Raw genomic sequence first — 25,669 nt, 5'->3', positions numbered from 1 at the left:
CTCTATCACTAGATTTCAACTATTCTATGAGTAACACTTGAGTAGCAAAACTAGGACTCACTTAACTTTTTAACCTTAATGAAGCGATCGCACTTTCAATAGCAATTCGGGTTACAAATTTAAGTACTGTCTTGTGTGTTGTCATTTATGAATCCGTCATTTCGGACTTTGGGAGTCGCACCAAACGCTTGGGCTGTGAATCAGGACATTGCAGACATTACTCGTCCGCCAAAGTCCCCCCTACCTGTTACAGTATCGACAGAAACTAAAACTCTGCACCTGGATTTAGCCAAAACTGCCATCCTAGTGATTGATATGCAAAACGACTTTTGTCACCCTGATGGTTGGCTTGCACATATTGGTGTAGATGTCAATCCAGCACGTCAACCCATCCCACCTTTAAATAACTTACTTCCAGAACTACGGGCCATCGGTGTACCTGTAATTTGGGTAAACTGGGGAAATCGTCCAGACTTATTAAATATTAGTGCGGCTTCGCATCACGTCTACAACCCTACAGGCGACGGTGTGGGGCTTGGTGATCCTTTACCTAGCAACGGTGCTAAAGTACTGATGGCGGGTAGTTGGGCGGCGGCGGTGGTAGACGAACTCCCACAGTTACCAGAAGATATTTGTGTGGATAAATACCGCATGAGTGGTTTTTGGGATACGCCTTTGGATAGTATTCTGCGGAACTTGGGAATAACGACACTATTATTTGGGGGTGTCAATGCTGATCAATGTGTAATGACCACGCTGTGTGACGCCAACTTTTTAGGATATGACTGCATTTTAGTCAAAGATTGCACCGCTACCACTTCTCCTGAATATTGTTGGCTGGCAACTTTGTACAACATTAAGCAATGTTTCGGTTTTGTTACAGATTCACAAGCAGTTTTAACAGCACTGAAGTCTTGAATTACGAATTAGGGGATAAATATGCACGCTACTAGATGTGTAATTCCTATTATCAAGTCACCCAAAGACTATCAAACATATCGTATCAGTCCACATGACTCCAATCGGCTGGCAATTATTTTCGATTCTATTAATGCCAATACCTCTTTAACTTGTTGTGTAGAAATTTTTGATGTTGGGGGTCAAACACCACCAAATCGTCATCAGTGGGCGGTGGAAATGTTTTTTGTCCTGAAAGGCGAAGGAATAGCTATTTGTGACGGCAAGAATGTTCCAATTAAAGCTGGAGATAGTTTATTAGTACCTCCTACTGGTACTCATTTGCTGAAAAATACAGGAAATACTCGCTTGTATACTTTGACTGTAATGGTTCCCAATGAAGATTTTTCGGAATTAATTCGTAGTGGTATTCCTGTGGAGTTGGATGCAGAAGATATGGCAGTATTGGGGAGATTAGATGCGTTGATGCCTTGTTAATCAAGTGGGAACAGATGTAAAAAGCCCACCTACGTGGGCTACTATTAACGGAACTTAAACTTGATAAAACTATATGCACAAAAAACTAAGATAAAATGTAGAGTTAGATTTCTTTTATTTCGGACATGATATTATTTTAACCCTAACCAAACCTTGGCTTATCTATAAAAAACTTCTACCCCATTTCTTGCCCCATAAGTATCAACTATCAATTGGGGTGAGACAATTTCATCATCTCTAAACGGCGTTTATTGACTTTGGTAATAAACTAAGGTACTTCGGTTAAAAAATGGTGCAACCGATGGTAAGTGACCCCTACGGCGTTATCTGCTATGGGAAATTTGAGTTGCTGCTGATTCTGCCTGATAAACTTCTAAATCATTGCCCCTGATCCTCTTCATCTCCCTCATCTCCCCCATCTACCCACTTCAAGACCCTGTAGGCATTACTTGTGGTTGCAAATAGCCAATGAGATCCTGAATACCTTTTTGCAAATACCGCGTAACTGTCATGGGACTAGTACCAATATTCTTAGCAGCATCCTTGCGAGAAAGTTCCTTTAAAAATACCATCTCAACTGCCATGCGGGGCTTTTCTTCTAACATACTGATTGCCCCTTGTAATTGTTGCCGTTCTTCGTCTTGTTGTTGAAGGGCTGTAGAACGAGGACAAGGAAGTGCTTCGCCTAAAGTTATTTGGCAATCAACGTAATGGACTGCGGTAGCATCCAAGCTTAAAGGCATCCGATTTTGTGCTGCTAATTTAGTTTCTTGCCATTCTTGTACAGAAACGCGAAGTACATCGGCAATTTCTGAATCTTTGGGAGAGCGACCTAAAGAAATAGATAATTCTTTACGAATTCTTTGCCCCTCATTGTAGAGTTCTTGCCAACGCCGAGGAATTTTTAATAGAGTACTGCGATCGCGTAAAAAGTGCAGCATCTCACCTCGAATATATGGCACAGCGAAGGAACTAAACGCATATCCTTGGCTGGGGTCGAAGCGCTCAATAGCTCTAATTAAACCAAAATAACCGATTTGTTCTAAATCTTCATAAGGTTCATTACATTGATGACTAAATTTATGTGCCATCTTACGAACTAAACCAGTATGTAACTGTACCAGTTGATTACGAAGTTTAATAGAGGGATTTTGGTGGTATAAGTGCAATAACTCCATACCATCAATTCGCATAGAGGATTCGCTTGTTGCCATATAAAAATTCCTTTGGTTGAACTCCTTTTATGGAAAAAAATGGAGTTACGTATATTGCCTTCAAATCTGTCATTATTTTCCTTAGTCAACGCTGAATAAACCATCGTCGTTTTACTGAATTTACGAAGAAACCTACTTTGCCAATCAGTATATACACGCATGAATTGGGACTTTCATCTGTTATTAGTTATTTTGTTTTTCTAGTTAGAAATTAATTACAACGAAATGTTGATTTTTTGCTATAAAAGATAGCTATTTATGCTGAAAAATGCATTAATTACTTCACAGCTATTTTGTATGATGAGCGAAACCTATTACAGTACAGGGTCAAGAAGAATCCCCCTACTCTGTGAGCAGACGTTTTGCATCTACGGGTGATGCGGCAAGTCTTGAGCGATAAGGGTAGTAATACACCAGTTACCTGGGAGTAGTTCACCCTCACCACAGTTTGTTTGGAGGAGATTACTTCTAGTCTGAGTTAATTACCTGGGGATGCAATTTTGTCAACGGCTCATACCAGCAGCAGGTTATTTCTCAGGGTGAATTCTGGCTGTTAACTACAAAAATTGGTAAGAATGGGAGTAAACCGGATCATTCATCTACAAAATTAACTTATGAGCAATACAAGTAACTTTCGTAATGCTATTCGTGAGGCTAAAACTCAAGCCCTCATTGGCCCAAATGTAATTGCCAATGCCCTGCCTTATGTCGGTGGCGGACTTGTGCTAACCGCTTTAGGAACCTATGGTGGTCTGAGCGTTATCCGTAGCAACCCTGAGATTTTCTTTCCCACCTTCATTGGGGCAATGATTGTGGAGTTAATTTTGTTTTTTGTGGCTCGCAATGTAGCTGAAAAAGGTAACAAGGGTATGGCGCTACCATTGTTAGCCACCTACAGCCTTTTATCTGGATATACTCTCAGTGGTTTAGTGTTTATAGCCTTGAGAACCCAAGGCGTTGGTATTCAAGGTATTGGTTTGGCAGCCTTAGGTTGTGGCATCACCTTTATTGCTGCTCGTCAAATCGGTTCTAATCTCTCTGAGCAAGATGGCATGGCTTTGACAAAAACTGTCAGCCTGGGTGTCATGGCTTTAGTAGCTGTCGTACTTATCCAATTTGTGCTGGCCTTGTTTGGTGTTTACACACCCAGTTGGTTAGAAATCGGTATCTCAGGTTTAGGAGTATTTCTGTTTGTGGGTGTATCTGTAGTTGATTTCTACATCTTGCCCCGCACTTACGAAGATGATCAATACCTACCTGCGGCTTTATCCATGTACCTTACCTACATCAACCTGTTTATCTTTATCTTGCGGTTACTGATTGCCATCAATGGCCGTGACTAAGTGTTACTGAAGATGAGGCATTAAACTTTAAGTACTGACCAAAGACGTAGGGGAGCAGGAGAGATTTTCCTGTTCCCTTTTAAAAACTAAAAAATATGCCAGAATTTCTTGTGGTGTGGGCATCTGGAGCGCTAATCACCCATAACAGGATGACCATCTGACAAGCTGGGATGATTAATTTTTTGGTGTTACTTTAACTACAAATAGTTGTCGTAATGCTATTAACAGTGCCATAAAGAAAAGGTAAAGTATACACTCTGCATATACTTGATCTTCAAGATGCTTGCGTCCCCAGTTTTCAGGATAGACACGTCACACTCATGACTGAAATTACATTACGTCTAAAACAGGGCGATACGGAAACAACGGTAGTGGTGAATCAAGATGAATTCACAATTGGTCGTTTACCGGAATGTGACTTGTACTTACCTTTTGGGGGAGTATCTCGTAGACATGCGCGTCTGGTGAAGACGGGTCAAGGTATGTGGACTATTGAGGATGTGGGCAGTAAAAATGGAACACAAGTAAACCAAACTCTCATCAGTCATGCTCAAGAGTTACATCATGGCGATATCATTTGGCTAGGAAATGTGAATTTGGTAGTACTATTTGCTAATCCTGGTACAGAGTTGATGCACCAACATACTGTAGCGGCTGGCACTTCTGAGCCAAGAACCATTTTTCGCAATGTCAAGCAATTGCAACAGCAATGGATAGAAGCTGATAGCAAGGATGGGGAACCCAGTAATAAAGATAAAACCATTGCCCGTCTCAAAGACTTGGTAGATATAGCTAAAAATCTTTGTGCAGCAGCATCTATCGAAGAGATTTTCTCTCAGGTACAACAAGTTGTGTTTCGTTACCTTGATAGTATTGACCGCTTGGCATTATTAATTGATGTTGGCGGATGTGGTCACCTAGAGTTAGTCAATGCTGGTACTAGAGACATTTCCCAACAAAGATATCTAGAAGGTGATAGCAATTGGATTAGTCATAGTATTTGCCAAAAGGTATTTGCAGAGAAAATAGCGATTCAAAGCGCTGATACCCATAAAGATGAACGGTTTTCTGGAGAACACAGTATTTTAGTCAAAGGCATTCGTAGTGCCATGGCTGTACCTTTGTGGGATGAAAATAAAGTTGTCGGTGTTCTTTACGCTGATGCTCATCTTTCTTCTTATCATTGGGCAGATGATGGCGAGGAAGAACTTAGCTTTTTTTCGGCTTTAGCGAATTTGGTAGCGTCTAGTGTGCAGCGTTGGTTATTGGCAGATAAGTTAAAAACTGAAGAAGTCATTCGTCATCGATTAGAGCGTTATCATTCTCCCGGCGTTGTCCAGCAATTAATAGCTATGGGTGGTTTACCAGATGGTCGTTTAGCTCCCGCAGAAAGCGAAATTAGTATTTTGTTCGCAGATTTAGTGGGTTTTACGGCCATATCAGAAAAATTAACACCAACGGCGATCGCCCAATTATTGAATAATTTATTTGAAGAGATGTTGCAAGAAGTGTTTGCTTATGGCGGCACTTTAGATAAGTATATTGGCGATTGTATTATGGCATTTTTTGGCGCGCCAGAACCACAAGCAGATCATGCCGATCGCGCCACCGCTGCTGCTAAGGGAATGCTGGCTCGTCTTGAACGTCTCAACGCCAATAATTTTTGGCACGAACCTTTACAATTACGTATTGCCATTAACAGTGGTAAGGCTGTGGTGGGAGATGTTGGTAGTTCCCAAAGGGTGGATTATACGGCATTGGGGGCGACAATTAATCTTGCAGCTCGCATGGAAGCCGTTTGTCCCCCTAGCGAATGTGTGATTAGTGAAGTTACTTATAATCTGCTTTCCCAATCCTTGGATTTTCAAGAAATGGGGCATCATCGTTTCAAAGGTATTGACCGATTAGTGAAGGTTTATCAAACAAAATACGTGCATGATTCGTAAATCATTTGCCCATTAAAAAACCTGGCACGGGTTGACCAGGTTTTTTACGATTTACAGGTTTCAAATTTGTTAACTTGTTAATTAATTGAAAGAGTCAATAACTAAGGTGGACATAACGACTAGCATTCTCAGCAATCTTAGTTTTTCCGCTGTGGGATTTGGCTTTGCCTGTTCAGTTAGGTTGTTGCCACTTACCATTTACTTGCCGAGATTTGCTTGGGCTAATGACAGGGGACACAAAATCATTTACCCATTAAGTTTTGGTTTTGCTTGTTTTGGTGTCCTACTATTTAAGTTATCACTCAGTTGAGGAAAAACAAACCTGACTTTACTAAAGTTGATGTTTTGTTTAATTTTGCAATAAACCAGAATTTGTTGATCCCCAAGCTTTTTTTATGGTTAAGGGGCAATAATGAATTACCAATTCCACATCACAGAGTTGTTATCAAGATGATCGGTGACAATACGTCCGATGGCCTCAATTTCTGTGAGTTCTGTGGGAGAAAGTTGAATATTCGCCGCTAAAGCATTGTCTTTTGCTTGTTCAGGATAACGCGCCCCAGCAATAGCACTTGTTTGGGGTTGAGCAATTAACCAAGCTAATGCCAACTGAGCCAGGCTACAATCATGGCTAGCAGCTAGGGGACGTAGTTTTTCTAAAGCTTGCTGGGCGCGTTGAAAGTTCTCACCTTGAAACAGCTTGTTTTTAGCACGATTGTCTTGGGGGTCAAATTTCTGGTCTGGGGCAAATTTCCCGGTTAATAATCCCTGGGCTAGAGGTGAATAAGCCAAGATGGAAATATTATTTTCGATGCAGTAAGACATGGCATCTTGTTCTACCTGCCGCCAAAATAGGGAATAGGGGGGTTGTAAGCTATCAATCCGCCCATACTGTGATGCTTCTATTAATTGGTCGCCAGAAAAGTTAGAAACACCAATGGCCCGAATTTTACCTTGCTCTTGCAGCAGGTTGAGAGCGCTCATCGTCTCCTCAATGGGGACAATTTCACTATTAAAAGATCCAGAGGGCCAATGAATTTGGTACAGGTCGATGTAGTCAGTTTTGAGGTTTTGCAAAGAGCGATCGCACGCTTCAATTACCAAATTATACTTGAGATGGTTGGCGAAAACTTTTGTGGCATACTGGACGCGATCGCGGACATCCGATAAAGCTGCGGCAATAATCCGCTCAGAGTGTCCTTCTCCATACACCTCGGCTGTATCTATGGTGGTAATACCTGCTTCAAATGCTGCCCGAATGGTTTTAATCGAGTCATCATCTTCAATTCCCACCCACATTTTTTTCCCGGCTTGCCAAGTTCCCATAAGAATGGGCGTAATTTGCACGTTTGAGTTGCCCAATTGTCGCATTTCCATGCTTTGATCCTGATTAATCGTCACTGCTTGATTTTACTGAAATTTTCATTTATGTAGATATCAGCGAGATGGAGATTAATGTTTCATTTCTAAGCTGTTCTACGTTTAAGTTGCATATCCTGGGCGGGCAAAATGCCAATCCTACAAAGGTTTCATTTAATCTCAATATGCAAACTATATATTTTTTAGCTTACGTCTAGACTTTTGTAGCATGATCCAACCAACTACAATCAGTAGTACACCAGATAGGAGAAATCCCAAATCCCAAGCTAATTGATGCGGCCCTGGTTTAACGTGATGAATCCCCAGAATTTGATGGTCAATGAGTCCTTCAACGAAATTGAATAAGCCTGCACCCATGAGTATAGACCCAACAAAAGTATGGGGTGACCAAGGAACATCCTCTTGACTTCCGGCGCGCCATAGCAATGCGATGCCGATTACGGTCAATATCCAATCAAAGGCATGAAATAAACCATCCCATGCCATGTTTAAATCTATATTAGAATCGGTTTTCAGAGGACGAACATTGCTTAACATATGATGCCATTGCAAAATCTGATGCAGCAGGATGCCATCCACAAAGCCTCCCAGACCCAATCCCAAGAAAATTCCCGATACAATCAGTGGCATCCGCCGATGAGCAGTTTCTCTGTTAGCCTCCATCTCAACCTCACAAACCGACTTTTTACCACCATAGAATTTTTTCTTAGCCATATCTTCTGTCTGGAGGCAAGTGCTAGCTTTCTCTTCTAGGAAATAGACAATTGCACAGATGTAAGAGAGGTTTTCCAGATACCTTGAAAGAAAAGTTAGCTGCCTCCCCAACTCCCCCAGTCTCTTCTGTGATGGAATATTGATTTATTTGTCAGTCCCTTAAATCTTTCTCCCTGATACCCTCATCTCCCCAAAGGAGTTGGTAAAGGCTGTAGACACTCGGCTAGAGTGAAATTGATATATATAAAGAGCAATTTTCAAATGACCATATACTTTTACAAGGTTTGGCAGCCTTATGGCTGTTTTTCTAATTTTTCTCGCCACGGCATCCATATCCAAGGTACTTATTGGCCCACTGTCGAACATTATTATCAAGCACAAAAGTTTGTGGGTAGTGTTGATGCAGTGATTATTCCTGTTATTCATGCTGCCCCTACTCCCGAAGATGCTGCTGCTTTAGGACGCTGTAGCACGCGCCAACTCCGTTCAGACTGGGAGACAGTCAAAACTCAAGTGATGCGAGAAGCGGTACGCAAAAAGTTTTCCACCCATGATGAAATTCGTGAAATTCTCCTGAGTACAGGTGATGAAATTTTAGTAGAAAATTCGCCAAAAGATTATTTCTGGGGCTGTGGAATGGACAAAACAGGTCAAAACCATCTCGGCAAAATCCTGATGAGTGTGCGTGCAGAAATTCGTCAATTACGTCTTATTACCGTATCTTCTGGTGAGCTTAAGTGCGATTAAGTACATTGAATTAAATATTGATGATGACAGGGGAACATTTTTGTTTTTTCCCCTGTAAAAAAACAGCGGTTCAACTAATGATAATTACTGGGTTTTCTTGCTGAATTTATTAAAAACTTGTCAGGTTTTTTGCTCAAACCAAGGAAATATATAAATTTTTCTGGTTTACATGGTTTTACTCTATGCATCTCAATATTGAAGATATAGAATTGAGTGTAAATTAATAAACTTTTCTTAACCTTTAACCCTTGATTAAGGCAATACTTTAGTGGTAAACACTAGCAAATAAAATAATTTTAAAAATTTTATACTTTAACTTTTAGGTATAGTCGACAATATGGCTTTTACTGATAACTCCAGTGGTTCGCAATTACCGTTTAACCAGGAAGGTTTATTGCATCGGATCACCAAACGGATTAGGCGATCGCTCGAACTTCAAGAGATACTGGGGGATACTGTTGCCGAAGTCCGGTTATTTTTGGCTACCGACCGGGTAATGGTGTATCAATTTGATGCTGATGGTAGTGGTGAAGTCATTGCTGAATCTATTCATGAGCAGCGTTTGCCATCGTTATTGCGGCTACACTTTCCGGCGGATGATATTCCCCTAGCTGCACGCGAGATGTTTTTAACAGTGCGACAACGTTCCATAGTTGATGTAGCTAGTGGCAGGATAGGACTATCACCACTCAAGTCAACAGAAACTGGTGAAAATTTACCAACAAAGAATATCCATTATCGGCAGATAGACCCATGTCATATTCAATACTTAAAAGCAATGGGGGTACAATCTTCGCTAGTGGTGCCAATTTTACATCAAGAGCTGGGAGGACAATCAACAAAACCCAAATTATGGGGGTTATTGGTTTCGCATCATAGCCAACCACGCACGATTTTGAAGCGGGAGCTTAAAGTAGTCCAACAAGTTGCTGATCAAGTAGCAATAGCGATCGCTCAAAGTAATTTACTCACCGAAGCCCGTGCAAAGCAACAGCGAGAAGCCACTATTAATCAAGTGAGTATGTTGTTGCACCAACTACCCACAATCCAATTACCAGAAGCTCTACAAGCAATTATTACTGCATTCAATGGTGTTGGAGGGAGAATTTTTATTGAACATAGTGGAGAAATACACACATCAGGCCCACAACCGCAACTTCCTGATGAATTAGACGATACTGTCATTGAACAGCATCCCGTCTGGCAAAACTGGATAGGTGAGTTTAAACCAGGTAAGATTTGGGCAATTACTGATCTTTACCAAGAACCACGTCTGCAAACTATAACTGCGGCGTTTCAAGCAACTGAAATTCGGGGAATTTTGCTGATTCCTCTACATATGCGTCAAACTTTTATCGGCATGATTAGTATTTTTCGCGCCGGATTTGACAGCGAAATTTTATGGGCAGGACAGCACGACAAAAATCAGCAACAAAGACTACCCCGATTGTCTTTTGCAGCTTGGCGAGAGCAAAAAAAAGGGCAACCTCTAGAGTGGAAACCCGAAGAAATTTCCTTGGGGCAAGCTTTGTGTTATCACTTTTCAATGGCAATTCAGCAGCAGCAAATGTACCAACAGGTGCAAGCCCTGAATGCCAACTTAGAATGCCGGGTACAACAAAAAACGGCTGAACTAGAACAATCATTACTGCTAACCAAGGCCATTAAGCAAGTCTCAGAGCAAATTCGCAGTACATTGGACTTGAAAACCACCTTGCAAGCCATTGTCAAGGAAGTCCGTCCTTTACTAAATTCAGACAGAGTGCTGATTTATCAGTTGGTAGGTGAATCTGCTGGTGAAATCATTGTCGAAGAAATTAGTGGCAACTGGCCATCGGTTTTAGGCATGAAAGCACCACTAAATTGCTTTCCTGATAAATCTGCGCGTCTCTACTTACGGGGCAGAATTAGGGCAATTGATAATGTATCAACAACATCTTTAAGTGCTTGTCATCGGGAGTTTTTACAGAGTTTGTTAGTACAAGCTAACTTGATTGTACCAATTAATATCAGTAAGGAACTCTGGGGGTTACTGATAGCCCATCAATGCAATGCACCCAGAAAATGGCAAGATGCAGAAATTGATTTACTACAACAGCTAGCAGATCAGGCCGCGATCGCAATTCAACAAGCTCAAATCTATCAACAAAGTTGTACCGCAGAAACCGAAGCCAGAAATAAAGCTGCACAATTAGAACAAACTTTAACTGAACTGCAAGAAACCCAGTCCCAATTAATTCAAACTGAAAAAATGTCCAGCTTAGGGCAGTTAGTGGCGGGTGTAGCCCACGAAATCAACAACCCTATTAACTTTATCTATGGCAATCTTTCCCACGCCAGTAACTACACTCAACACCTGCTGGAACTTTTAGATTTGTATAAATTACATTATCCCCAACCAAATCTGGATATTTGCTCATTCATTAAGACCATTGATTTAGAATTTCTCCGAGAAGACTTACCAAAAACTATATCTTCCATGCAAATGGGAGCTGAACGTATCCGCTCCATAGTATTATCGCTCCGCAACTTTTCTCGTTTAGATGAGGCTGATAATAAGGCTGTTGACCTACATGAAGGCATAGAAAACACCTTATTGATTTTACAACATCGCCTCAAATCAAGTGCCAACTTGAGTAGCATTGAAATTATTAAAGATTATGGTAATTTGCCCCTTGTAGAATGTTATGCCGGTCAAATGAACCAGGTATTTATGAATATTCTCAGCAATGCTATTGATGCTTTAGAAGAGCAAGGGATAAAGGCAAAAGCAGAAAATAATCTTTCCTCACCGAAAATCTGGATTTCTACTCAAGTTTCTCTAGATAAATGTCGGCTATTAGTTCGCATTGCTGATAATGGACCGGGAATGACTGAGGAAGTGAAAAAACGCATTTTCGATCCATTCTTCACCACTAAGTCCGTGGGCAAAGGTACAGGACTGGGACTAGCCATTAGCTACCAAATTGTTGTCGAGAAACATGGCGGAGTCATGGAGTGTATTTCGGAAATAGGCAAAGGTACAGAATTTTGGATTGAAATTCCTATTCAACGTATAGGTAAAATCAATCCTTTTCAAAAGTTAAACAATTCCTGATCTGTGACTCAATTTATGTTTCATATTATGTTTATTGCAGCCCCAGTTACCTCTTTGTTGGTGTTATAACTCGAAATTAATAAAAAACAAAGGACGCTAGTATCATTGCACAGAAGACAAAATTCAAAAAGCTTTGATGGGGGAATTTTTAAGTTTAGTTAACACATTTATCTGGAGCATCAACTGTAAATAAACTTTACTTTACCTAGAATTAAAAGTAAAGTTTGGTTGCGAAAGCATGACCGTTAATCTAGAGAATGCTAATCTAATAATTGAAGCTATAAAGCTTACCTGGCAGATGCAACAGCTAAATTTGCAATAAACAAAGAGGTAAAGGCGCTGTTTAATTTATGTCTGTCTCGTCAAAACCCAACAACACCCAACGCGAACGCTGATATTTCCTCAAAGATTGAAAATCAGGGGGCGCTGTAACTGGTTTTCATTGCTTATTTGGTAATGAGATTAATTACATCCCTGGCTAGTATAAACAAAAGTGAGGAAAATCAAAAAGCTAGTAGATGCTTGGGTGTTGTTGTTTTGATGGGTACATGAGGGTGTAAGCTAATGACGAAGTTAAATAGTATGAGACATTTGAAATAGCCTCTTATGTCAATTATTGCGCTCAGAGCATGGTACATTGAAGATTACGAGCCGATTGCAGAACTGGAAAAGCGCCTACCAGACATTCGCCTCAGTAAAAAAAGTTTGCTGAGATCGGCATTACGAGCGGATTTTTTGGAAGACAGTGACGAAGTTAAGCAATCAACCTGGTTTGGGCGCTACCTAGAAGGCGAAAATATTGAATTTTATATTGAAGGTAGTGGCGGTTATTGCGTAGCTAACATTGACTTGATTAGTCATGAGATTTATTTCACCAAACAATCATTACTAGCGCAGTTAGAACCAACAATTTTTTTATGCTCCCAAGCTGAGTATGCCGCAGCCAGTGACGCTCTGCGAGAGGAACTGCAAAAAAGTTTGGCACAATTGAACTTGCGATCGCGGATGCCGTTAGCATTAGTAGAATCTCATCGTTCAAGTGATACTCCCATCAGGCTCAGTCGCGCCATTATGCGAAAAATCCGTAAGAGTCTGTTATTTATCGCCGATACTACACCCATTGCTAGTATTGCAGGCAAAGAAACTAGTCAATTGATACCTAGTCCTAATGTCTGTGTAGAAATTGGCTATGCCATTCAAAGTAAACGCTCAGAACAAATTTTACTAGCTCACATGCAGCGCCCAGACATGGAGGGGAAATTTCCCTTCGATTTGCCCATCCAACAAATTTTACAATTTCAAGATAGTACAGAACTAAATAAAATATTAACTGAGGCGATCGCCACACAATTAGCAAGATTTAAATTGTTTTTTTAAACAAAAATTTTGACTCAAAATAAATCGACAGGCTGAGTCTGGAGGTCAGAAGTGATAAATTTTACCCGTTCAACTACAGAAATCATATACTTGTAATCTGGTACTCGCCCATTGGGTACATACCCGACTTCTTGAGCTAAAGTTGCAGGAAACTCTCTGATGACTTGGCTGATGTATTGTTGGCGATTTTTTTCTATATTAGGCCCCATCAAAATCACACCAGATGGTACATTGTGTGGATCTGTATAGAGTATATGAAATTCCGTCTGCTTGAACTGTGAACCGTAAAGTTGAAATTCCTCTAAAGAGACAGCAGCGGCTGCGGCTTTTCCTTCAGCAACCCATTCCAAAGCAGTTTTGGGTGTAGGTGCAAATAATATTTGCTTTAAAGTTAAACCATAAAGATTGTACAAGGGCAAATAATATCCTGTCGCTGAACCTGGTTGACCTAATGCAACTGTTTGTCCTTGTAACTGTTGTAATTCACGAATAGGATTGTCTTTGCGAACAATCAAGACTGAACGTAAATTAGTTACACCTAATAAAGGAGCCACCGGAGTATATTGGTAGCGGGAGATGGCAATAGCAGCTAAACCAGGCGGAGCAACCACTAATGACCAAGCATTTGCTGCCAAACGTTCAATGGCTTTATTTTCATTAAACGTAGGCTCTAGTAAAATCCGTGCTTTGGTTTTTTCGCCCAAATAACTATTGAACTTAGAGTACTGATCAATTATTTCCTGCCCTCCACCATAATTAATCACACCCACAGTTAACGTACCCTGAGGACTTGACCTTGATTGGCATCCAGCCAAGATGACAACTAGTATTTGTACAAGCAATAAACGACGTGAGAATTTGCCAAACATCTTTCTAAATATCATTGAGTTGTTAGAGATAACTTTATTAATAAGTAGAACAGGGTAAATAATTAAAGGTTTGTAGTGAGAACTTTAGTTCTCAAATCAGGACTAAAGTCCTGACTACGAACTGATTTTAGGTAAATTTACATTAATTTACATAGTTTGGTTTTTTCAAGTCGTTCTACTTATATATATAAGACCAGAAGTGTTGAATGTTAAGAAAAATCCGATAAAAATAGCCCAAAATATGTTGGATTTTGGGCTAATGATTAAAATATTTTAATTTAATAGTGATTATAAATTCATTTCCCAAAATTGTCAAAGATATCCTGAAAGGACTGCCAAAAAACGATTATCCAGTACTAAATAGTCGTCTGTTCGTTGAGTGCTGGCTATCTTACGTCTTGGATAACAGCTTAACAAGTATGCGAGATTTATTTACCAGGCTAAATCACACAGGATTCGAGGTAGATATTTCCACTTTCTCTAAAGCAAATTTACATCGAAGCCAAAAACCCTTTCAAGAAATTTACCAAAAATTAAATGAATTAGTACAGAATAAAGCTCATAATAAACTACATAATAAATACGCAATTTGCCCAATTGATTCCACAATTATTACTTTAACCAGTAAGTTATTATGGGTACTAGGTCATCCAGAGCGTAAAACTTTTTAGTTCTCTAAATCTGGCTACTGGAAGTCCAGAAGATAACTTCATCAACTTTGGACATGACCATGATTATAAATTTGGTTCTAAAATGATGTCTAGTCTACCAACAAATGCTGTTGGTGTAATGGATAGGGGATTTGCAGGGTTGAAATTCATCCAAGAATTGGTAAATGTTAAAGATTAAGAATCAAGGTGAAATTCCCCAACCCTCCACTAGACTTAGCGAAGCGAGAAAGTAACAGTTACAGTGTAGACACAAGTTTCGTGGCAATGCCCACTACTGATACAGAGTGATACATGCTGATGATTTTGGGAAAATTCTCTGTGGCGATGATTCGCGGATAGATACCAATGATTTGGGATAATTATTTGCGTCCATCTATGTTGCTAAATGGCTCATGCCAATACAAGCTGATGGATACCAAAGATTTGGGATAATTATCTGCGTTCATTTGCAGTTCAAAATCCAAAATCCACAATTCACTAAGGGTCATGGATTCTGAAAACTTGTCACAAGATACGCTAGCAGAACAACTGCTAGAACTAGCCATAAAATCGGGAGCCGAAGCAGCGGAGGTATATCAGTCGCGATCGCTTTCTCGTCCCGTGTTTTTTGAGGCTAATCGCCTCAAGCAGCTAGAAACCAGTCAATCTGAAGGCACAGCCCTGCGGCTGTGGTGCAATGGGCGTCCAGGACTCGCTGTAGCTTATGGTTCTGTCCAGGCACAAGCAATGGTGGAACGAGCGCTGGCGTTGAGTCAACTGAATGAGCCAGAACCATTGGAATTGCTCAGTAACAGCCAGCCATTTTATCCAGATCTAGGCAAGACTGTACCCTTAGAGGTATTGGTCAACTGGGGCAAACAAGCGATCGCTCTGATTCGTGATGTCTATCCCGATGTTCTGTGTAATGGTGATTGGGAATGTGATGTGGAAACTACTAGACTTATTAATAGTCAAGGTTTAGATTGTTACTACACTGATACGACCCTCAGTTGCTATATGTCAGCCGAATGGGTTAGAGGTGATGATTTTTTAAGTGTTGCCGATGGACAAACCCAACGAGATATTCTCCACCCTGAAAAATTAGCTCATCAAATTTTACAAAGATTACATTGGGCTAAAGAAAATGTCTCTTCTCCCAACGGTCGCCTTCCTGTTTTGTTTACCTCTAAAGCTGCTGATATGCTTTGGGGGACGGCACAAGCAGCCTTGAATGGCAAGCGCATTTTAGAGGTGTCTTCTCCTTGGGCCGAACGCCTCGGTAAATTAGTCACTTCACCCAGCCTCACGCTCTATCAAGACCCACAAGCTGGCCCTTACAGTTGCCCTTTTGATGATGAAGGTACCCCCACCACCGATTTAGTCTTTATCCAAGATGGGATTTTACAGAATTTTTATTGCGATCGCACCACTGGTCGCCACTTGGGTATTAACACCACCGGCAATGGTTTTCGCCCTAGTTTTGGCAGTTATCCCACCCCTGGTTTATTTAATTTCTTGATCCAACCTGGTACGGCATCATTACAAGACTTAATTCAACAGATGGATGATGGCTTAATCGTGGATCAAATGCTAGGTGGTGGCAATGGCATTTCCGGTGATTTTTCTATCAATATTGATTTGGGTTACCGTGTAAAAAATGGTCAAGTAATTGGACGTGTTAAAGATACAATGGTTGCAGGTAATGTTTACACGGCCTTGAAACAATTGGTCGCATTAGGTGGCGATGCTGATTGGAATGGTTCTTGTTATACTCCATCACTAATCGTAGAAGGACTATCCACCACTGGGCGCAATTATTAACTGTTGATTAACCTTTGAGTCACTCAATATTAGATCTGAGTACTTGTCTAAATATCAGCGCGAATTAACGGCTGACAACCAAAAAATCCTAGCAATGGTGCTACTTTTGGATGTTAAAGCCTTAAGCAATTTTGAGCGATCGCTTGCCCACAAATAACCTTTAAACTGCATAAAGAACTACGAGCTTGGTAATTTCATCAAGCAATTTGAAATTTAGGTCAGAAATGGGTTCACCTATGGCAGTGATCCCCAACCTAGCGATTTTCTTCGTAACATCTCGTAAAAATATACTTATTTATGTTTCAAATATTACAAAATTAAACTTGCATGAGCATATTAAGAATGCTTATATTGCAAAAGAAAACAATGACAGCCACTTTATCTGGTTATTAACTCCTCGAAACCCTTCACTCTGATAGTAAAACCGTCATTTATTGGGGACGGCGAGAAACCGATAACGTCTCTGTTATTGTGTAATTAAAAATATTGTAGAGTCAATAAAAGTCCTAAGTATTGCCCTACTCAACTCACCCTATGACTACCGCACCCTTAAGCTGGCAAGAACTAGAAACTCTCACGGACTATCAAATAGATACCGTTAATGGTCTCACCAACGCTAGAGCCAGGTTGCGCTTGTTTGGTCAGTCCGAATCTGATGTACGGGTAACACTGTACCGCGATAACCACGCCTGGTGTCCTTACTGTCAAAAAGTTTGGTTATGGCTAGAGGAAAAACAGATCCCCTACCGCATCGAAAAAGTGACAATGTTCTGCTATGGGGAGAAAGAAAGTTGGTACAAACGTAAGGTACCATCAGGAATGCTTCCTGCTATCGAGCTAGATGGACGAATTATTAAGGAAAGCGATGATATTTTGATCGCTTTGGAAAAGGTTTTTGCTCCATTGAGTCAAGGTATGGAAGACCGCAGGGTGCTGCCTCTACGTCAATTAGAACGACTTTTATTTAGAGCCTGGTGTATTTGGCTGTGTTCTAGAGCCGATTCCTCTCAACAAGAACAACGCAACCGAGAACAATTTATCTCAGTGGTGACTAGGGTTGAGGAGGCTTTGGGTCGCACCCCAAGCCCTTACTTTCTGGATAGCTTCGGCATCGTTGATGTGATTTTTACGCCATATCTCGAACGGATGAATGCGAGCCTTTACTACTACAAGGGCTATTCCCTGCGAGAAGAAAACCCTCGCTTAAGCGCATGGTTTGCGGCAATGGAAAGCCGACCTACCTACTGCGGTACTCAGAGCGACTTTCACACCCATGCACATGATTTGCCGCCCCAGATGGGTGGCTGTTGGGAAAACGGTGAATCCCAGATGCTTCTCAATAAAGCGCGGGTGGATAACGGCCCCTGGTTCGGGCTACCAGATGTTACTTATCCAGAACCCGAAAACTCCCGCAAGGAAGCTCTGCAAAGAACTATCGACCACCGCATCAATATTATCCGAGTCAACCCCTTAGATGATAAATTGTTTGATCAAGCGCTACGTTGTGCTTTAACACACATGATGACTGGTGAAGACTGCATACCTCCATCGGGATCTGATGTTGCTCTGCGATATTTGCGCGATCGCATTAATGTCCCTCGAGATATGTCTATCTACGCGGCCAAGCGATTGAGAGAATCTCTGGAGAAAACCGCAGCCCTAGTGGGTGATGGGCAACCAGCCCCCATTCCCACTAAGCATCGACGAGATCAAGACCCGTCTAACTTCTCTACGTTGGCTCATTCTTGATACTTAAAAAATGCTGTAAACAACCTAAATAAAAGCCCGCAAATGCGGGCTTTTAAAATCAATCAGACAAATTTACTTAGCGTTTTGCAAACTTCTTCGCCACTTTCCGTAAACGAATCGATTCGGGTGTGACTTCCACCAATTCATCAGGGCCAATGTACTCTAAAGCGCGTTCTAAACTCATGTCTATGGGTGTTTGCAGTTGTACCAGTTCATCACCACCAGCAGCGCGGTGATTGGTTAACTGCTTAGTCTTACAGACATTCAATTCCAAGTCTTGAGGGCGATTATGTTCTCCAATAATCATGCCTTTATAGACTTTAGTACCTGGAGTGATAAAGAAGGCTCCTCTATCTTCTGCGTTTTTCATGGCGTAGAAAGTAGAAACACCTTCTTCAAAAGCAATAAGAACGCCTTTGTTGCGGGCTTCAATGTCACCAGACAGGGGACGATAGTCATGGAAACTGTGGTTCATAATACCTTCACCACGAGTCATCCGCATGAATTCACCCCGGAAACCAATCAAGCCCCGGGCGGGAATAATAAACTCTAGTAGAGTCCGTCCATTGCCAATAACTTGCATATCTTGCATTTCGCCTTTGCGTTGTCCCAGGCGTTCAATACAACTACCAACACCGTCTTCGGGCGTATCTAGAGCTAGGAGTTCAAAAGGTTCACAAGGTTGACCGTTGATTTCTCGGTAAATTACCTGTGGTTGAGATACTTGGAACTCAAAACCTTCTCGGCGCATGGTTTCGATTAAAATACCCAAGTGTAATTCACCACGACCGCAAACTTGGAATTTATCGGGAGAATCAGTTTCTTCGACTCGCAGGGCGACGTTGGTTTCTAATTCACGGAATAGGCGATCGCGTACTTGTCTGGATGTCACCAACTTACCTTCTTGACCAGCAAAGGGTGAATCATTTACCCAGAAGGTCATTTGTAAGGTTGGTTCATCCACTTTAATTAGTGGTAAAGCTTGCGGTTCGTTGGGGTCAGTAATGGTTTCCCCAATATAAGCATCAGCGAAACCAGACACAGCCACAATATATCCTGCGGTGGCTTCTTCCATTTCCACCCGCTTTAGTCCTTCAAATCCCATCAATTTGGTAATTTTGGACTTGACAATCGTACCATTTTCTGTAACCAAAGCCGCTTGCTGTCCAGCGCGGATAGTACCGTTGTGGATTCTGCCAATGACAATCCGTCCCAGATATTCAGAATAATCTAAGGTAGTGACTTGCAATTGCAGGGGCTTGTTGATGTCACCGACAGGAGGTGGAACGTGTTGCAGAATCGCATTAAACAAAGGCTGCATATCTACCGCTTCTGCTTCCATGCTTTCCTTGGCGTAACCGCCCATACCGGAAGCAAACAGATAGGTAAAATCGCACTGATCCTCATCTGCGCCTAATTCTAAGAACAGATCCAAAACCTTATCTACAGCAACGTGGGGGTCACCTTGGGCGCGGTCAATTTTGTTAATAACTACGATGGGGCGCAGTCCTTTTTCTAACGCTTTTTTCAATACAAAGCGTGTCTGGGGCATGGGGCCTTCGTTAGCATCGACAATCAACAGACAGCCATCAACCATGCCGAGTACTCGTTCAACTTCACCGCCAAAGTCAGCGTGTCCGGGAGTATCAACAATATTAATCAGCGTTTCTTTGTAGCGAACTGCTGTATTTTTCGACAGAATGGTAATACCCCGCTCCCGTTCTAGGGTGTTGGAGTCCATGACACAATCCGGAACGTCTTCACCTTCTCGGAAAATTCCAGATTGTTTGAGGAGTGCGTCAACCAGCGTAGTTTTACCGTGGTCAACGTGGGCGATAATGGCGACGTTGCGAATTGGGAGCGTCATAGGAGCTTTTAGTGAACTCTAGAGGGGGTTTTCAGATTTACATGTAAATGCTAAGTTGTTCTAACAGAATCGGGAATGATCAGCAAATTCTGTAAAGAAGCTTTAACAATTCTAGCGCAATCGTCACAATTCCGGGGACTTTTGTAAACACTCCCCAGGAATAAACGCGCTTTGGTGGAAAAATTATGAAAATAGAGTTGTAATTAATACCAGTGTTTTAAACTAGCCAACAAGGCAGCAATTATGCAATGGGCTATTCATTAAGAAAACTGCCAACAATTCAGTTATCTAATTGCTGGCACTTCTTCTGTTCTTGTCTTTCTTGTACTCAGTGATGGGATGTTTTTTATTTGTCCTCTAACACCTGTTACTGAGTCATAGCTATAACACAGAGGGAGAGGAAGAAAAAGTTGGCTGCACTCTTGTGAGAAAACTTTATTTGATTAAAGATTTGATGAATTCTAGGTCAAACAAGACAATCATGAAGCGATGTTTGGTATTTTGCTAGATAAATTGTTCAACAATCAAGTTAAAATCTATCAAAATTACATAAATAAAATATCAAATGAAGACAAACATCTCCTCTAAGTGAACTTTGTTCAATCTGCATTTTTGTATCTAGTATGGGTACTCTAAAATAATAAGCTAAATAGCATAGCAACTATACAACATCCATAAAGTAACTGGGAAACTATGAGAATTTTGGTGACGGGCGGTGCTGGGTTTATTGGCTCCCATCTCATTGATAGACTTATGCCTGAAGGGCATGAAGTTATTTGTTTAGATAACTTTTACACAGGCGACAAACGTAATATCCTCAAGTGGATGGGAAATCCCTACTTTGAACTTATTCGCCACGACATCACAGAGCCAATTCGGTTAGAAGTAGATCAAATTTATCATTTGGCTTGTCCAGCTTCCCCAGTGCATTACCAGTACAACCCTGTGAAAACCGTTAAAACTAACGTCATGGGAACATTGAATATGTTAGGGTTAGCCAAGCGTGTGAAGGCGAGGTTTTTCTTAGCTTCTACTAGTGAAGTCTACGGTGATCCTGAAGTTCATCCCCAAACCGAAGAGTATAGAGGTAGCGTGAACCCTATCGGTATACGTTCATGTTACGACGAAGGCAAACGAATTGCCGAAACTTTGGCGTTTGATTATTACAGACAAAATAAAGTTGAGATTCGCGTAGCGCGGATCTTCAACACCTATGGCCCCAGAATGTTAGAAAATGATGGGCGAGTGGTAAGTAATTTTATTGTTCAAGCCTTACGGGGTAATCCTTTGACTGTGTATGGTGATGGTTCACAAACTCGGAGTTTCTGCTACGTATCTGACTTGGTAGAAGGGTTTATCCGCCTGATGAATGGGGATTACGTTGGCCCGGTAAATCTGGGAAATCCTGGTGAATACACAATTTTGCAATTGGCACAAGCTGTACAAAACCAGGTGAACCCAGACGCAAAAATTAAGTATGAGTCATTACCATCTGATGATCCGCGTCGTCGCCAGCCTGATATTACAAAAGCCAAGACCTTGTTAAATTGGGAACCTACCATTCCGCTACAAGAAGGGCTAAAACTAACAATAGAAGATTTCCGCAGTCGCATCACAGGCGATCGCTAGGATTTGGGTTCAGGGCAGTATACAATGCTGTCCTAAACCGGGTGCAGGCTCACCATATTTAGTAGCCCGTACTGTAGTTACTGGTAATACCAGTGGTATTTAAGTATCATAATTGACAAGTTCTCTTTGAAGACTAACCCAAAAAGCGAGGAGTTAAACTAAATGCGTGTTTGCGTAATTGGTACTGGTTACGTTGGTTTGGTTACAGGCGCTTGCTTGGCTCATATTGGGCATGACGTAATTTGTGTAGATAATAACGAGGAAAAAGTTAAATTAATGAAATCTGGGCAGTCCCCGATTTTCGAGCCGGGACTCTCAGAAATTATGCAATCCGCCATTCAAGCGGGTAAAATCCAATTCACTACAGATCTGGCAGCGGGAGTCAACCACGGGGAAATTCTGTTTATTGCGGTGGGAACACCACCTTTACCCACAGGAGAAAGTGATACCCGTTATGTGGAAGCTGTAGCTCGTGGTATCGGGGCTAATCTCAATGGCGGTTATAAAGTCATCGTCAATAAATCTACAGTCCCCATTGGTTCTGGTGACTGGGTGCGGATGATTGTGTTGGATGGTATTGCTGAACGGCAAAAAACACTTGTACCCGCAGGTGGAGTGCCGATTGATGAGAACATACCTGAGTTTGTAGCCCAGTTTGATGTTGTCAGCAATCCAGAATTCTTGCGCGAAGGTTCAGCCGTGCTTGACACATTTAACCCTGATCGGATTGTTTTGGGTGGCAATAGTCAAAGAGCGATCGCCTTAATGCAAGAACTGTACACCCCAATTGTCGAGCGCCAGTATGCGGAAGATAAATCTTTACCGCCTGTACCAGTTCTGGCTACAGACCTCAGTTCAGCAGAAATGATCAAATACGCTGCTAACGCCTTTTTGGCAACCAAAATTAGTTTCATTAACGAAGTTGCTAATATTTGCGATCGCGTCGGTGCTGATGTTACCCAAGTAGCAAAAGGCATTGGTTTAGACTCTCGTATTGGTAACAAATTCCTCAACTCTGGTATTGGTTGGGGTGGTTCTTGTTTCCCCAAAGATGTCGCCGCACTAATTCACACTGCTGACGACTATGGTTATGAAGCTCAGTTGATGAAAGCAGCTGTCAGCGTCAATGAACGCCAACGCCTGATTGCTTTAGAAAAACTCCAACAAGCCTTGAAAATCCTCAAAGGCAAAACTGTCGGATTACTCGGTTTGACCTTTAAGCCTGATACCGATGATATGCGTGATGCACCTGCACTCAACCTAATTGAGCAGCTAAATCGATTGGGTGCTAAAGTCAAAGCCTATGACCCCATCGTTTCCCAAACAGGCTTACGTCATGGTCTGACTGGCGTACTAGTAGAAACTGATGCTGAACGCTTGGCTGATGGTTGTGATGCCTTGGTACTAGTTACTGAATGGCAGCAGTTCAGCACTTTAGACTTCGCGAAGATGGCTAAATTAATGAATAATCCTGTCATCATTGATGGTCGTAACTTCCTCGATCCGGAAAGTATGGTTAGAGCTGGTTTCCAATATATAGGTGTAGGACGATAAAAAATTCACAGCCAACTGTGTGTTTTGCTAATAAATAATCATGCCGTCTAGAAATTTCTAGGCGGTTTTTTAATGTTTGTAGTGAGGGACTGGAGTTTAGACTAGTTCCCGGTGCGAAACCCAAAAGCCTTACAGTGATTGAGGTAGGGAAAAATGTACTCAATCAAAAGGCAGACTTGCAAACCTAACCTAGATGTAGAGTTTGGGCGGAAGGTGTGGTTGGATGAAGTTGATGGAGGAATTATCAGTAATTATCGAGTATTAAAGGGAAATCCTCATGATACACAACAGTTAGTTTCCAGTCTAGACCAACATATAGGCAATTTTGGACATCCCCCTAAACTAGTTTCTAGTGATAGAGGTGTTTATTCTCAAAGTAATGAAAACTATGCCCAATCATTAGGAATAAAACAAGTCATATTGCCGAAAGGAGGTTATAGAAATAAGCAACGAATTCAACATGAAAGGAAAAGAAATTTTAGAAAAGGCCGCCATTGGCATAACGGCGTAGAAGGACGTATTAGTTTTCTGAAAAGATGTTTTGGATTTCAACGTTGTTTGTATAGAGGAGATATAGGATTTCAACGGTGGGTGGGCTGGGGAATAATCGCTCATAATTTAACTATTATCAGTCGATGTTTAGTTTCTCAGTCTAGAAATATTAACTAAATAAAACTAATATTTGATGACGGAAAAACCTAATTCATTAACATGATTTTCGCTTGAGAAATAATTGAATTCTCTTACAGTTTATTCTGTTGTTTTTATCACTCTCCATTTTATCTTTCTTATTCGAGCTTTCAGAATATTTTTTCTTGATTGTCTCGTTAGTTTCGCACCGGGAACTAGTCTAAACTCCAGTTCATCAAATTCACGTTAATATATAAGTCTGTAACTTACTTGCAAAGCGCTGTATCATGCGCCTGATAACTGATTTAAAAATTGCCTTGTCTAGCTAGGTTTTTAAATTTTGTAAACTGCGGATCGAATAATAGTTTTACTGTGCCTGTGGGGCCGTTACGATGTTTGGCTACGATGACTTCTGCTACGCCGCGATCGGGAGTATCGCTATTATAGTAGTCATCGCGGTATAACATGATTACTAAGTCTGCGTCTTGCTCAATACTTCCACTTTCCCGCAAATCCGACAACATGGGACGCTTGTTGGTGCGTGCTTCTACTCCCCGGCTTAACTGAGATAAAGCAATAACAGGTACAGATAATTCACGGGCTAAACCTTTGAGAGAACGGGTAATTTTTGATAATTCTTGCACACGGTTATCACCGCCACCTTCCATTAATTGCAGGTAATCTATCACGACTAATCCCAGTTCCATACCTTGTTCTGCTTGCAGTCGCCTGGCTTGACTCCGCATTTGGGTAACGGTGATATTCGGGGTGTCGTCAATAAATATTGGCATTTCCGAAAGCATCCCAATGGCGCGACTTAAGGGTTCCCACTGGGTTTGACTGATGCGCCCACTACGGAGATAACCTGATTCAATGCCGGCTTCGCTAGCTAATAGCCTCTGTACTAGCTGTTCTTTGGACATTTCTAAGCTAAACACTGCAACTGGTAATTTATACCCGGCGGCGATGTTGTGGGCGAGGTTGAGACAAAATGCTGTTTTTCCCATTGATGGCCTGCCAGCGATAATAATTAAATCAGAACGCTGGAAGCCACTGGTCATGGAATCTAAATCATAGAATCCACAGGGAATTCCGGGTAGGGCAATGCCTTGATGCCGAGTTTCAATTTCTTGGAAGGTATTAATTAAGGTATCAGAAATGTGAACTAAGCCTGATTGTGGACGTTCTTGGGTAACGCCGAAAACTTTCTGTTCGGCTTGGTCGAGAACTATGGGTAAATCTTTTTCTGTTTCGTAACCAAGATGGACGATTTCATTGCCAGCTTTAATTAATTGCCGTCGCAGGTATTTTTCCATGACCAACCCTGCTAAGGCATCGATGTTAACAGCTGACACTGTGCGGTCTACCAGTGTGGCTAATTTATTTCTGCCACCAATACGGGCTAATATATCGTTATCGGTTAGCCAACTGGTGACTGCAAGCAAGTCAGTGGGTTTACCTTGAGCGTGCAGGCGCAGTGCTGCTTGATAGATCTCTTTATGAGCGCTAATGTAGAATGCTTCTGCCACCAGGCGATCGCTCACTCGACCAACGGCTTCTGGATCTAGTAAAATACCTCCCAAAATCGCTTCTTCTGCTTCAATATTTTGGGGTGGTAGGCGATCGCTACCATCACCTTGAAAACTCAGTACTTCAGCCATAAGCGATGTCAGTGGGGAGATTTGGG

18 protein-coding genes and 3 pseudogenes are annotated in these 25,669 nt (G+C 41.5%); 13 read left to right on the top strand and 8 right to left on the bottom strand.

Features of this window, described 5'->3' with window-relative positions:
* The first annotated feature begins 147 nt into the window (after window positions 1–147).
* Entirely contained in the window at window positions 148–918 is a 771-nt protein-coding gene (locus ACM0OT_RS06235; RefSeq protein ID WP_414563534.1) for a cysteine hydrolase family protein, read from the top strand.
* Between the two features lie 21 nt (window positions 919–939).
* Entirely contained in the window at window positions 940–1,395 is a 456-nt protein-coding gene (locus tag ACM0OT_RS06230) for a cupin domain-containing protein (RefSeq protein ID WP_414563533.1), read from the top strand.
* A gap of 62 nt (window positions 1,396–1,457) precedes the next feature.
* Here the strand turns inward: ACM0OT_RS06230 and ACM0OT_RS06225 are convergent.
* A pseudogene (locus ACM0OT_RS06225) lies at window positions 1,458–1,604 on the bottom strand (IS701 family transposase); the annotation flags it as partial.
* A gap of 219 nt (window positions 1,605–1,823) precedes the next feature.
* The gene (locus ACM0OT_RS06220; protein ID WP_414544945.1) at window positions 1,824–2,609 is read right to left on the bottom strand and encodes an RNA polymerase sigma factor SigF; all 786 of its coding nucleotides are present in this window, start codon (window positions 2,607–2,609) and stop codon (window positions 1,824–1,826) included.
* 614 nt (window positions 2,610–3,223) lie between these two features.
* On the opposite strand from ACM0OT_RS06220, the gene ACM0OT_RS06215 reads away from it, so the two are divergent.
* Complete coding sequence (locus ACM0OT_RS06215) at window positions 3,224–3,952, top strand: Bax inhibitor-1 family protein (RefSeq protein ID WP_414563532.1); 729 nt, start codon at window positions 3,224–3,226, stop codon at window positions 3,950–3,952.
* Between the two features lie 320 nt (window positions 3,953–4,272).
* The gene (locus ACM0OT_RS06210) at window positions 4,273–5,898 is read left to right on the top strand and encodes an adenylate/guanylate cyclase domain-containing protein (protein WP_414563531.1); all 1,626 of its coding nucleotides are present in this window, start codon (window positions 4,273–4,275) and stop codon (window positions 5,896–5,898) included.
* A 417-nt stretch (window positions 5,899–6,315) separates the two neighbouring features.
* Here ACM0OT_RS06210 and ACM0OT_RS06205 read toward each other — a convergent pair whose 3' ends face one another.
* Window positions 6,316–7,275, bottom strand: a complete 960-nt coding sequence (locus tag ACM0OT_RS06205; protein WP_414563699.1) for an aldo/keto reductase — start codon at window positions 7,273–7,275, stop codon at window positions 6,316–6,318.
* Window positions 7,276–7,449: 174 nt separating this feature from the next.
* Window positions 7,450–7,941 (bottom strand): DUF2243 domain-containing protein, encoded by a 492-nt coding sequence (locus ACM0OT_RS06200; protein ID WP_414563698.1) that lies wholly within the window; start codon window positions 7,939–7,941, stop codon window positions 7,450–7,452.
* Between the two features lie 312 nt (window positions 7,942–8,253).
* On the opposite strand from ACM0OT_RS06200, the gene ACM0OT_RS06195 reads away from it, so the two are divergent.
* The 3 genes from ACM0OT_RS06195 to ACM0OT_RS06185 all read left to right on the top strand — a co-directional run bounded on the left by ACM0OT_RS06195 (window position 8,254) and on the right by ACM0OT_RS06185 (window position 13,213).
* Window positions 8,254–8,739, top strand: coding sequence for an NADAR family protein (locus ACM0OT_RS06195; protein ID WP_414563530.1), 486 nt, complete (start codon window positions 8,254–8,256; stop codon window positions 8,737–8,739).
* A gap of 337 nt (window positions 8,740–9,076) precedes the next feature.
* A complete protein-coding gene (locus ACM0OT_RS06190) occupies window positions 9,077–11,836 on the top strand; it encodes a GAF domain-containing protein (protein WP_414563529.1) in 2,760 nt (919 codons plus the stop codon).
* A 606-nt stretch (window positions 11,837–12,442) separates the two neighbouring features.
* Entirely contained in the window at window positions 12,443–13,213 is a 771-nt protein-coding gene (locus ACM0OT_RS06185) for a hypothetical protein (protein WP_414563528.1), read from the top strand.
* 14 nt (window positions 13,214–13,227) lie between these two features.
* Here the strand turns inward: ACM0OT_RS06185 and ACM0OT_RS06180 are convergent, their stop codons facing one another.
* A complete protein-coding gene (locus ACM0OT_RS06180; RefSeq protein ID WP_414563527.1) occupies window positions 13,228–14,082 on the bottom strand; it encodes a phosphate/phosphite/phosphonate ABC transporter substrate-binding protein in 855 nt (284 codons plus the stop codon).
* A gap of 284 nt (window positions 14,083–14,366) precedes the next feature.
* On the opposite strand from ACM0OT_RS06180, the pseudogene ACM0OT_RS06175 reads away from it, so the two are divergent.
* A pseudogene (locus ACM0OT_RS06175) lies at window positions 14,367–14,916 on the top strand (IS4 family transposase); the annotation flags it as partial.
* Window positions 14,917–15,112: 196 nt separating this feature from the next.
* On the opposite strand, the gene ACM0OT_RS06170 reads toward ACM0OT_RS06175, so the two are convergent.
* Window positions 15,113–15,241 (bottom strand): hypothetical protein, encoded by a 129-nt coding sequence (locus ACM0OT_RS06170; protein ID WP_414563526.1) that lies wholly within the window; start codon window positions 15,239–15,241, stop codon window positions 15,113–15,115.
* On the opposite strand from ACM0OT_RS06170, the gene ACM0OT_RS06165 reads away from it, so the two are divergent.
* Both ACM0OT_RS06165 and ACM0OT_RS06160 read left to right on the top strand, forming a co-directional pair.
* Entirely contained in the window at window positions 15,240–16,553 is a 1,314-nt protein-coding gene (locus tag ACM0OT_RS06165) for a TldD/PmbA family protein (protein WP_414563525.1), read from the top strand. The two genes, ACM0OT_RS06170 and ACM0OT_RS06165, sit on opposite strands and share 2 nt — an antisense overlap.
* A gap of 534 nt (window positions 16,554–17,087) precedes the next feature.
* Entirely contained in the window at window positions 17,088–18,302 is a 1,215-nt protein-coding gene (locus ACM0OT_RS06160; RefSeq protein ID WP_414563524.1) for a glutathione S-transferase family protein, read from the top strand.
* A 76-nt stretch (window positions 18,303–18,378) separates the two neighbouring features.
* Here ACM0OT_RS06160 and typA read toward each other — a convergent pair whose 3' ends face one another.
* Window positions 18,379–20,169, bottom strand: coding sequence for a translational GTPase TypA (typA, locus tag ACM0OT_RS06155; protein ID WP_414563523.1), 1,791 nt, complete (start codon window positions 20,167–20,169; stop codon window positions 18,379–18,381).
* Window positions 20,170–20,862: 693 nt separating this feature from the next.
* On the opposite strand from typA, the gene ACM0OT_RS06150 reads away from it, so the two are divergent.
* From ACM0OT_RS06150 to ACM0OT_RS06140, 3 genes and pseudogenes are all read left to right on the top strand, one after another.
* The gene (locus tag ACM0OT_RS06150) at window positions 20,863–21,798 is read left to right on the top strand and encodes a UDP-glucuronic acid decarboxylase family protein (RefSeq protein WP_414563522.1); all 936 of its coding nucleotides are present in this window, start codon (window positions 20,863–20,865) and stop codon (window positions 21,796–21,798) included.
* A 162-nt stretch (window positions 21,799–21,960) separates the two neighbouring features.
* Window positions 21,961–23,352 (top strand): UDP-glucose dehydrogenase family protein, encoded by a 1,392-nt coding sequence (locus ACM0OT_RS06145; RefSeq protein WP_414563521.1) that lies wholly within the window; start codon window positions 21,961–21,963, stop codon window positions 23,350–23,352.
* Window positions 23,353–23,532: 180 nt separating this feature from the next.
* A pseudogene (locus ACM0OT_RS06140) lies at window positions 23,533–24,021 on the top strand (transposase); the annotation flags it as partial.
* Between the two features lie 266 nt (window positions 24,022–24,287).
* Here ACM0OT_RS06140 and dnaB read toward each other — a convergent pair.
* On the bottom strand, window positions 24,288–25,643 hold the full coding sequence (gene dnaB, locus ACM0OT_RS06135) for a replicative DNA helicase (protein WP_414545670.1): 1,356 nt from the start codon (window positions 25,641–25,643) through the stop codon (window positions 24,288–24,290).
* Window positions 25,644–25,669: the final 26 nt, after the last annotated feature.

It is taken from the genome of Anabaena sp. CCY 9613 (genome assembly GCF_963920895.1).
GTDB lineage: Bacteria > Cyanobacteriota > Cyanobacteriia > Cyanobacteriales > Nostocaceae > Cyanocohniella.
Note: the sequence above shows the minus strand (reverse complement) of the source record. Positions and strands in the feature narration are given on the sequence as shown.

Excerpts from the sequence above, each read along its gene's own strand:
- ACM0OT_RS06150 (WP_414563522.1), top strand. The coding sequence starts at position 20,863 with ATGAGAATTTTGGTGACGGGCGGTGCTGGGTTTATTGGCTCCCATCTC.
- ACM0OT_RS06145 (WP_414563521.1), top strand. The coding sequence starts at position 21,961 with ATGCGTGTTTGCGTAATTGGTACTGGTTACGTTGGTTTGGTTACAGGC.
- ACM0OT_RS06230 (WP_414563533.1), top strand. The coding sequence starts at position 940 with ATGCACGCTACTAGATGTGTAATTCCTATTATCAAGTCACCCAAAGAC.
- dnaB (WP_414545670.1), bottom strand. The coding sequence starts at position 25,643 with ATGGCTGAAGTACTGAGTTTTCAAGGTGATGGTAGCGATCGCCTACCA.
- ACM0OT_RS06220 (WP_414544945.1), bottom strand. The coding sequence starts at position 2,609 with ATGGCAACAAGCGAATCCTCTATGCGAATTGATGGTATGGAGTTATTG.
- ACM0OT_RS06160 (WP_414563524.1), top strand. The coding sequence starts at position 17,088 with ATGACTACCGCACCCTTAAGCTGGCAAGAACTAGAAACTCTCACGGAC.
- ACM0OT_RS06200 (WP_414563698.1), bottom strand. The coding sequence starts at position 7,941 with ATGGAGGCTAACAGAGAAACTGCTCATCGGCGGATGCCACTGATTGTA.
- ACM0OT_RS06170 (WP_414563526.1), bottom strand. The coding sequence starts at position 15,241 with ATGACCCTTAGTGAATTGTGGATTTTGGATTTTGAACTGCAAATGAAC.
- ACM0OT_RS06210 (WP_414563531.1), top strand. The coding sequence starts at position 4,273 with ATGACTGAAATTACATTACGTCTAAAACAGGGCGATACGGAAACAACG.
- ACM0OT_RS06180 (WP_414563527.1), bottom strand. The coding sequence starts at position 14,082 with ATGTTTGGCAAATTCTCACGTCGTTTATTGCTTGTACAAATACTAGTT.
- ACM0OT_RS06195 (WP_414563530.1), top strand. The coding sequence starts at position 8,254 with ATGACCATATACTTTTACAAGGTTTGGCAGCCTTATGGCTGTTTTTCT.
- typA (WP_414563523.1), bottom strand. The coding sequence starts at position 20,169 with ATGACGCTCCCAATTCGCAACGTCGCCATTATCGCCCACGTTGACCAC.
- ACM0OT_RS06215 (WP_414563532.1), top strand. The coding sequence starts at position 3,224 with ATGAGCAATACAAGTAACTTTCGTAATGCTATTCGTGAGGCTAAAACT.
- ACM0OT_RS06190 (WP_414563529.1), top strand. The coding sequence starts at position 9,077 with ATGGCTTTTACTGATAACTCCAGTGGTTCGCAATTACCGTTTAACCAG.
- ACM0OT_RS06165 (WP_414563525.1), top strand. The coding sequence starts at position 15,240 with ATGGATTCTGAAAACTTGTCACAAGATACGCTAGCAGAACAACTGCTA.
- ACM0OT_RS06185 (WP_414563528.1), top strand. The coding sequence starts at position 12,443 with ATGTCAATTATTGCGCTCAGAGCATGGTACATTGAAGATTACGAGCCG.
- ACM0OT_RS06205 (WP_414563699.1), bottom strand. The coding sequence starts at position 7,275 with ATGGAAATGCGACAATTGGGCAACTCAAACGTGCAAATTACGCCCATT.
- ACM0OT_RS06235 (WP_414563534.1), top strand. The coding sequence starts at position 148 with ATGAATCCGTCATTTCGGACTTTGGGAGTCGCACCAAACGCTTGGGCT.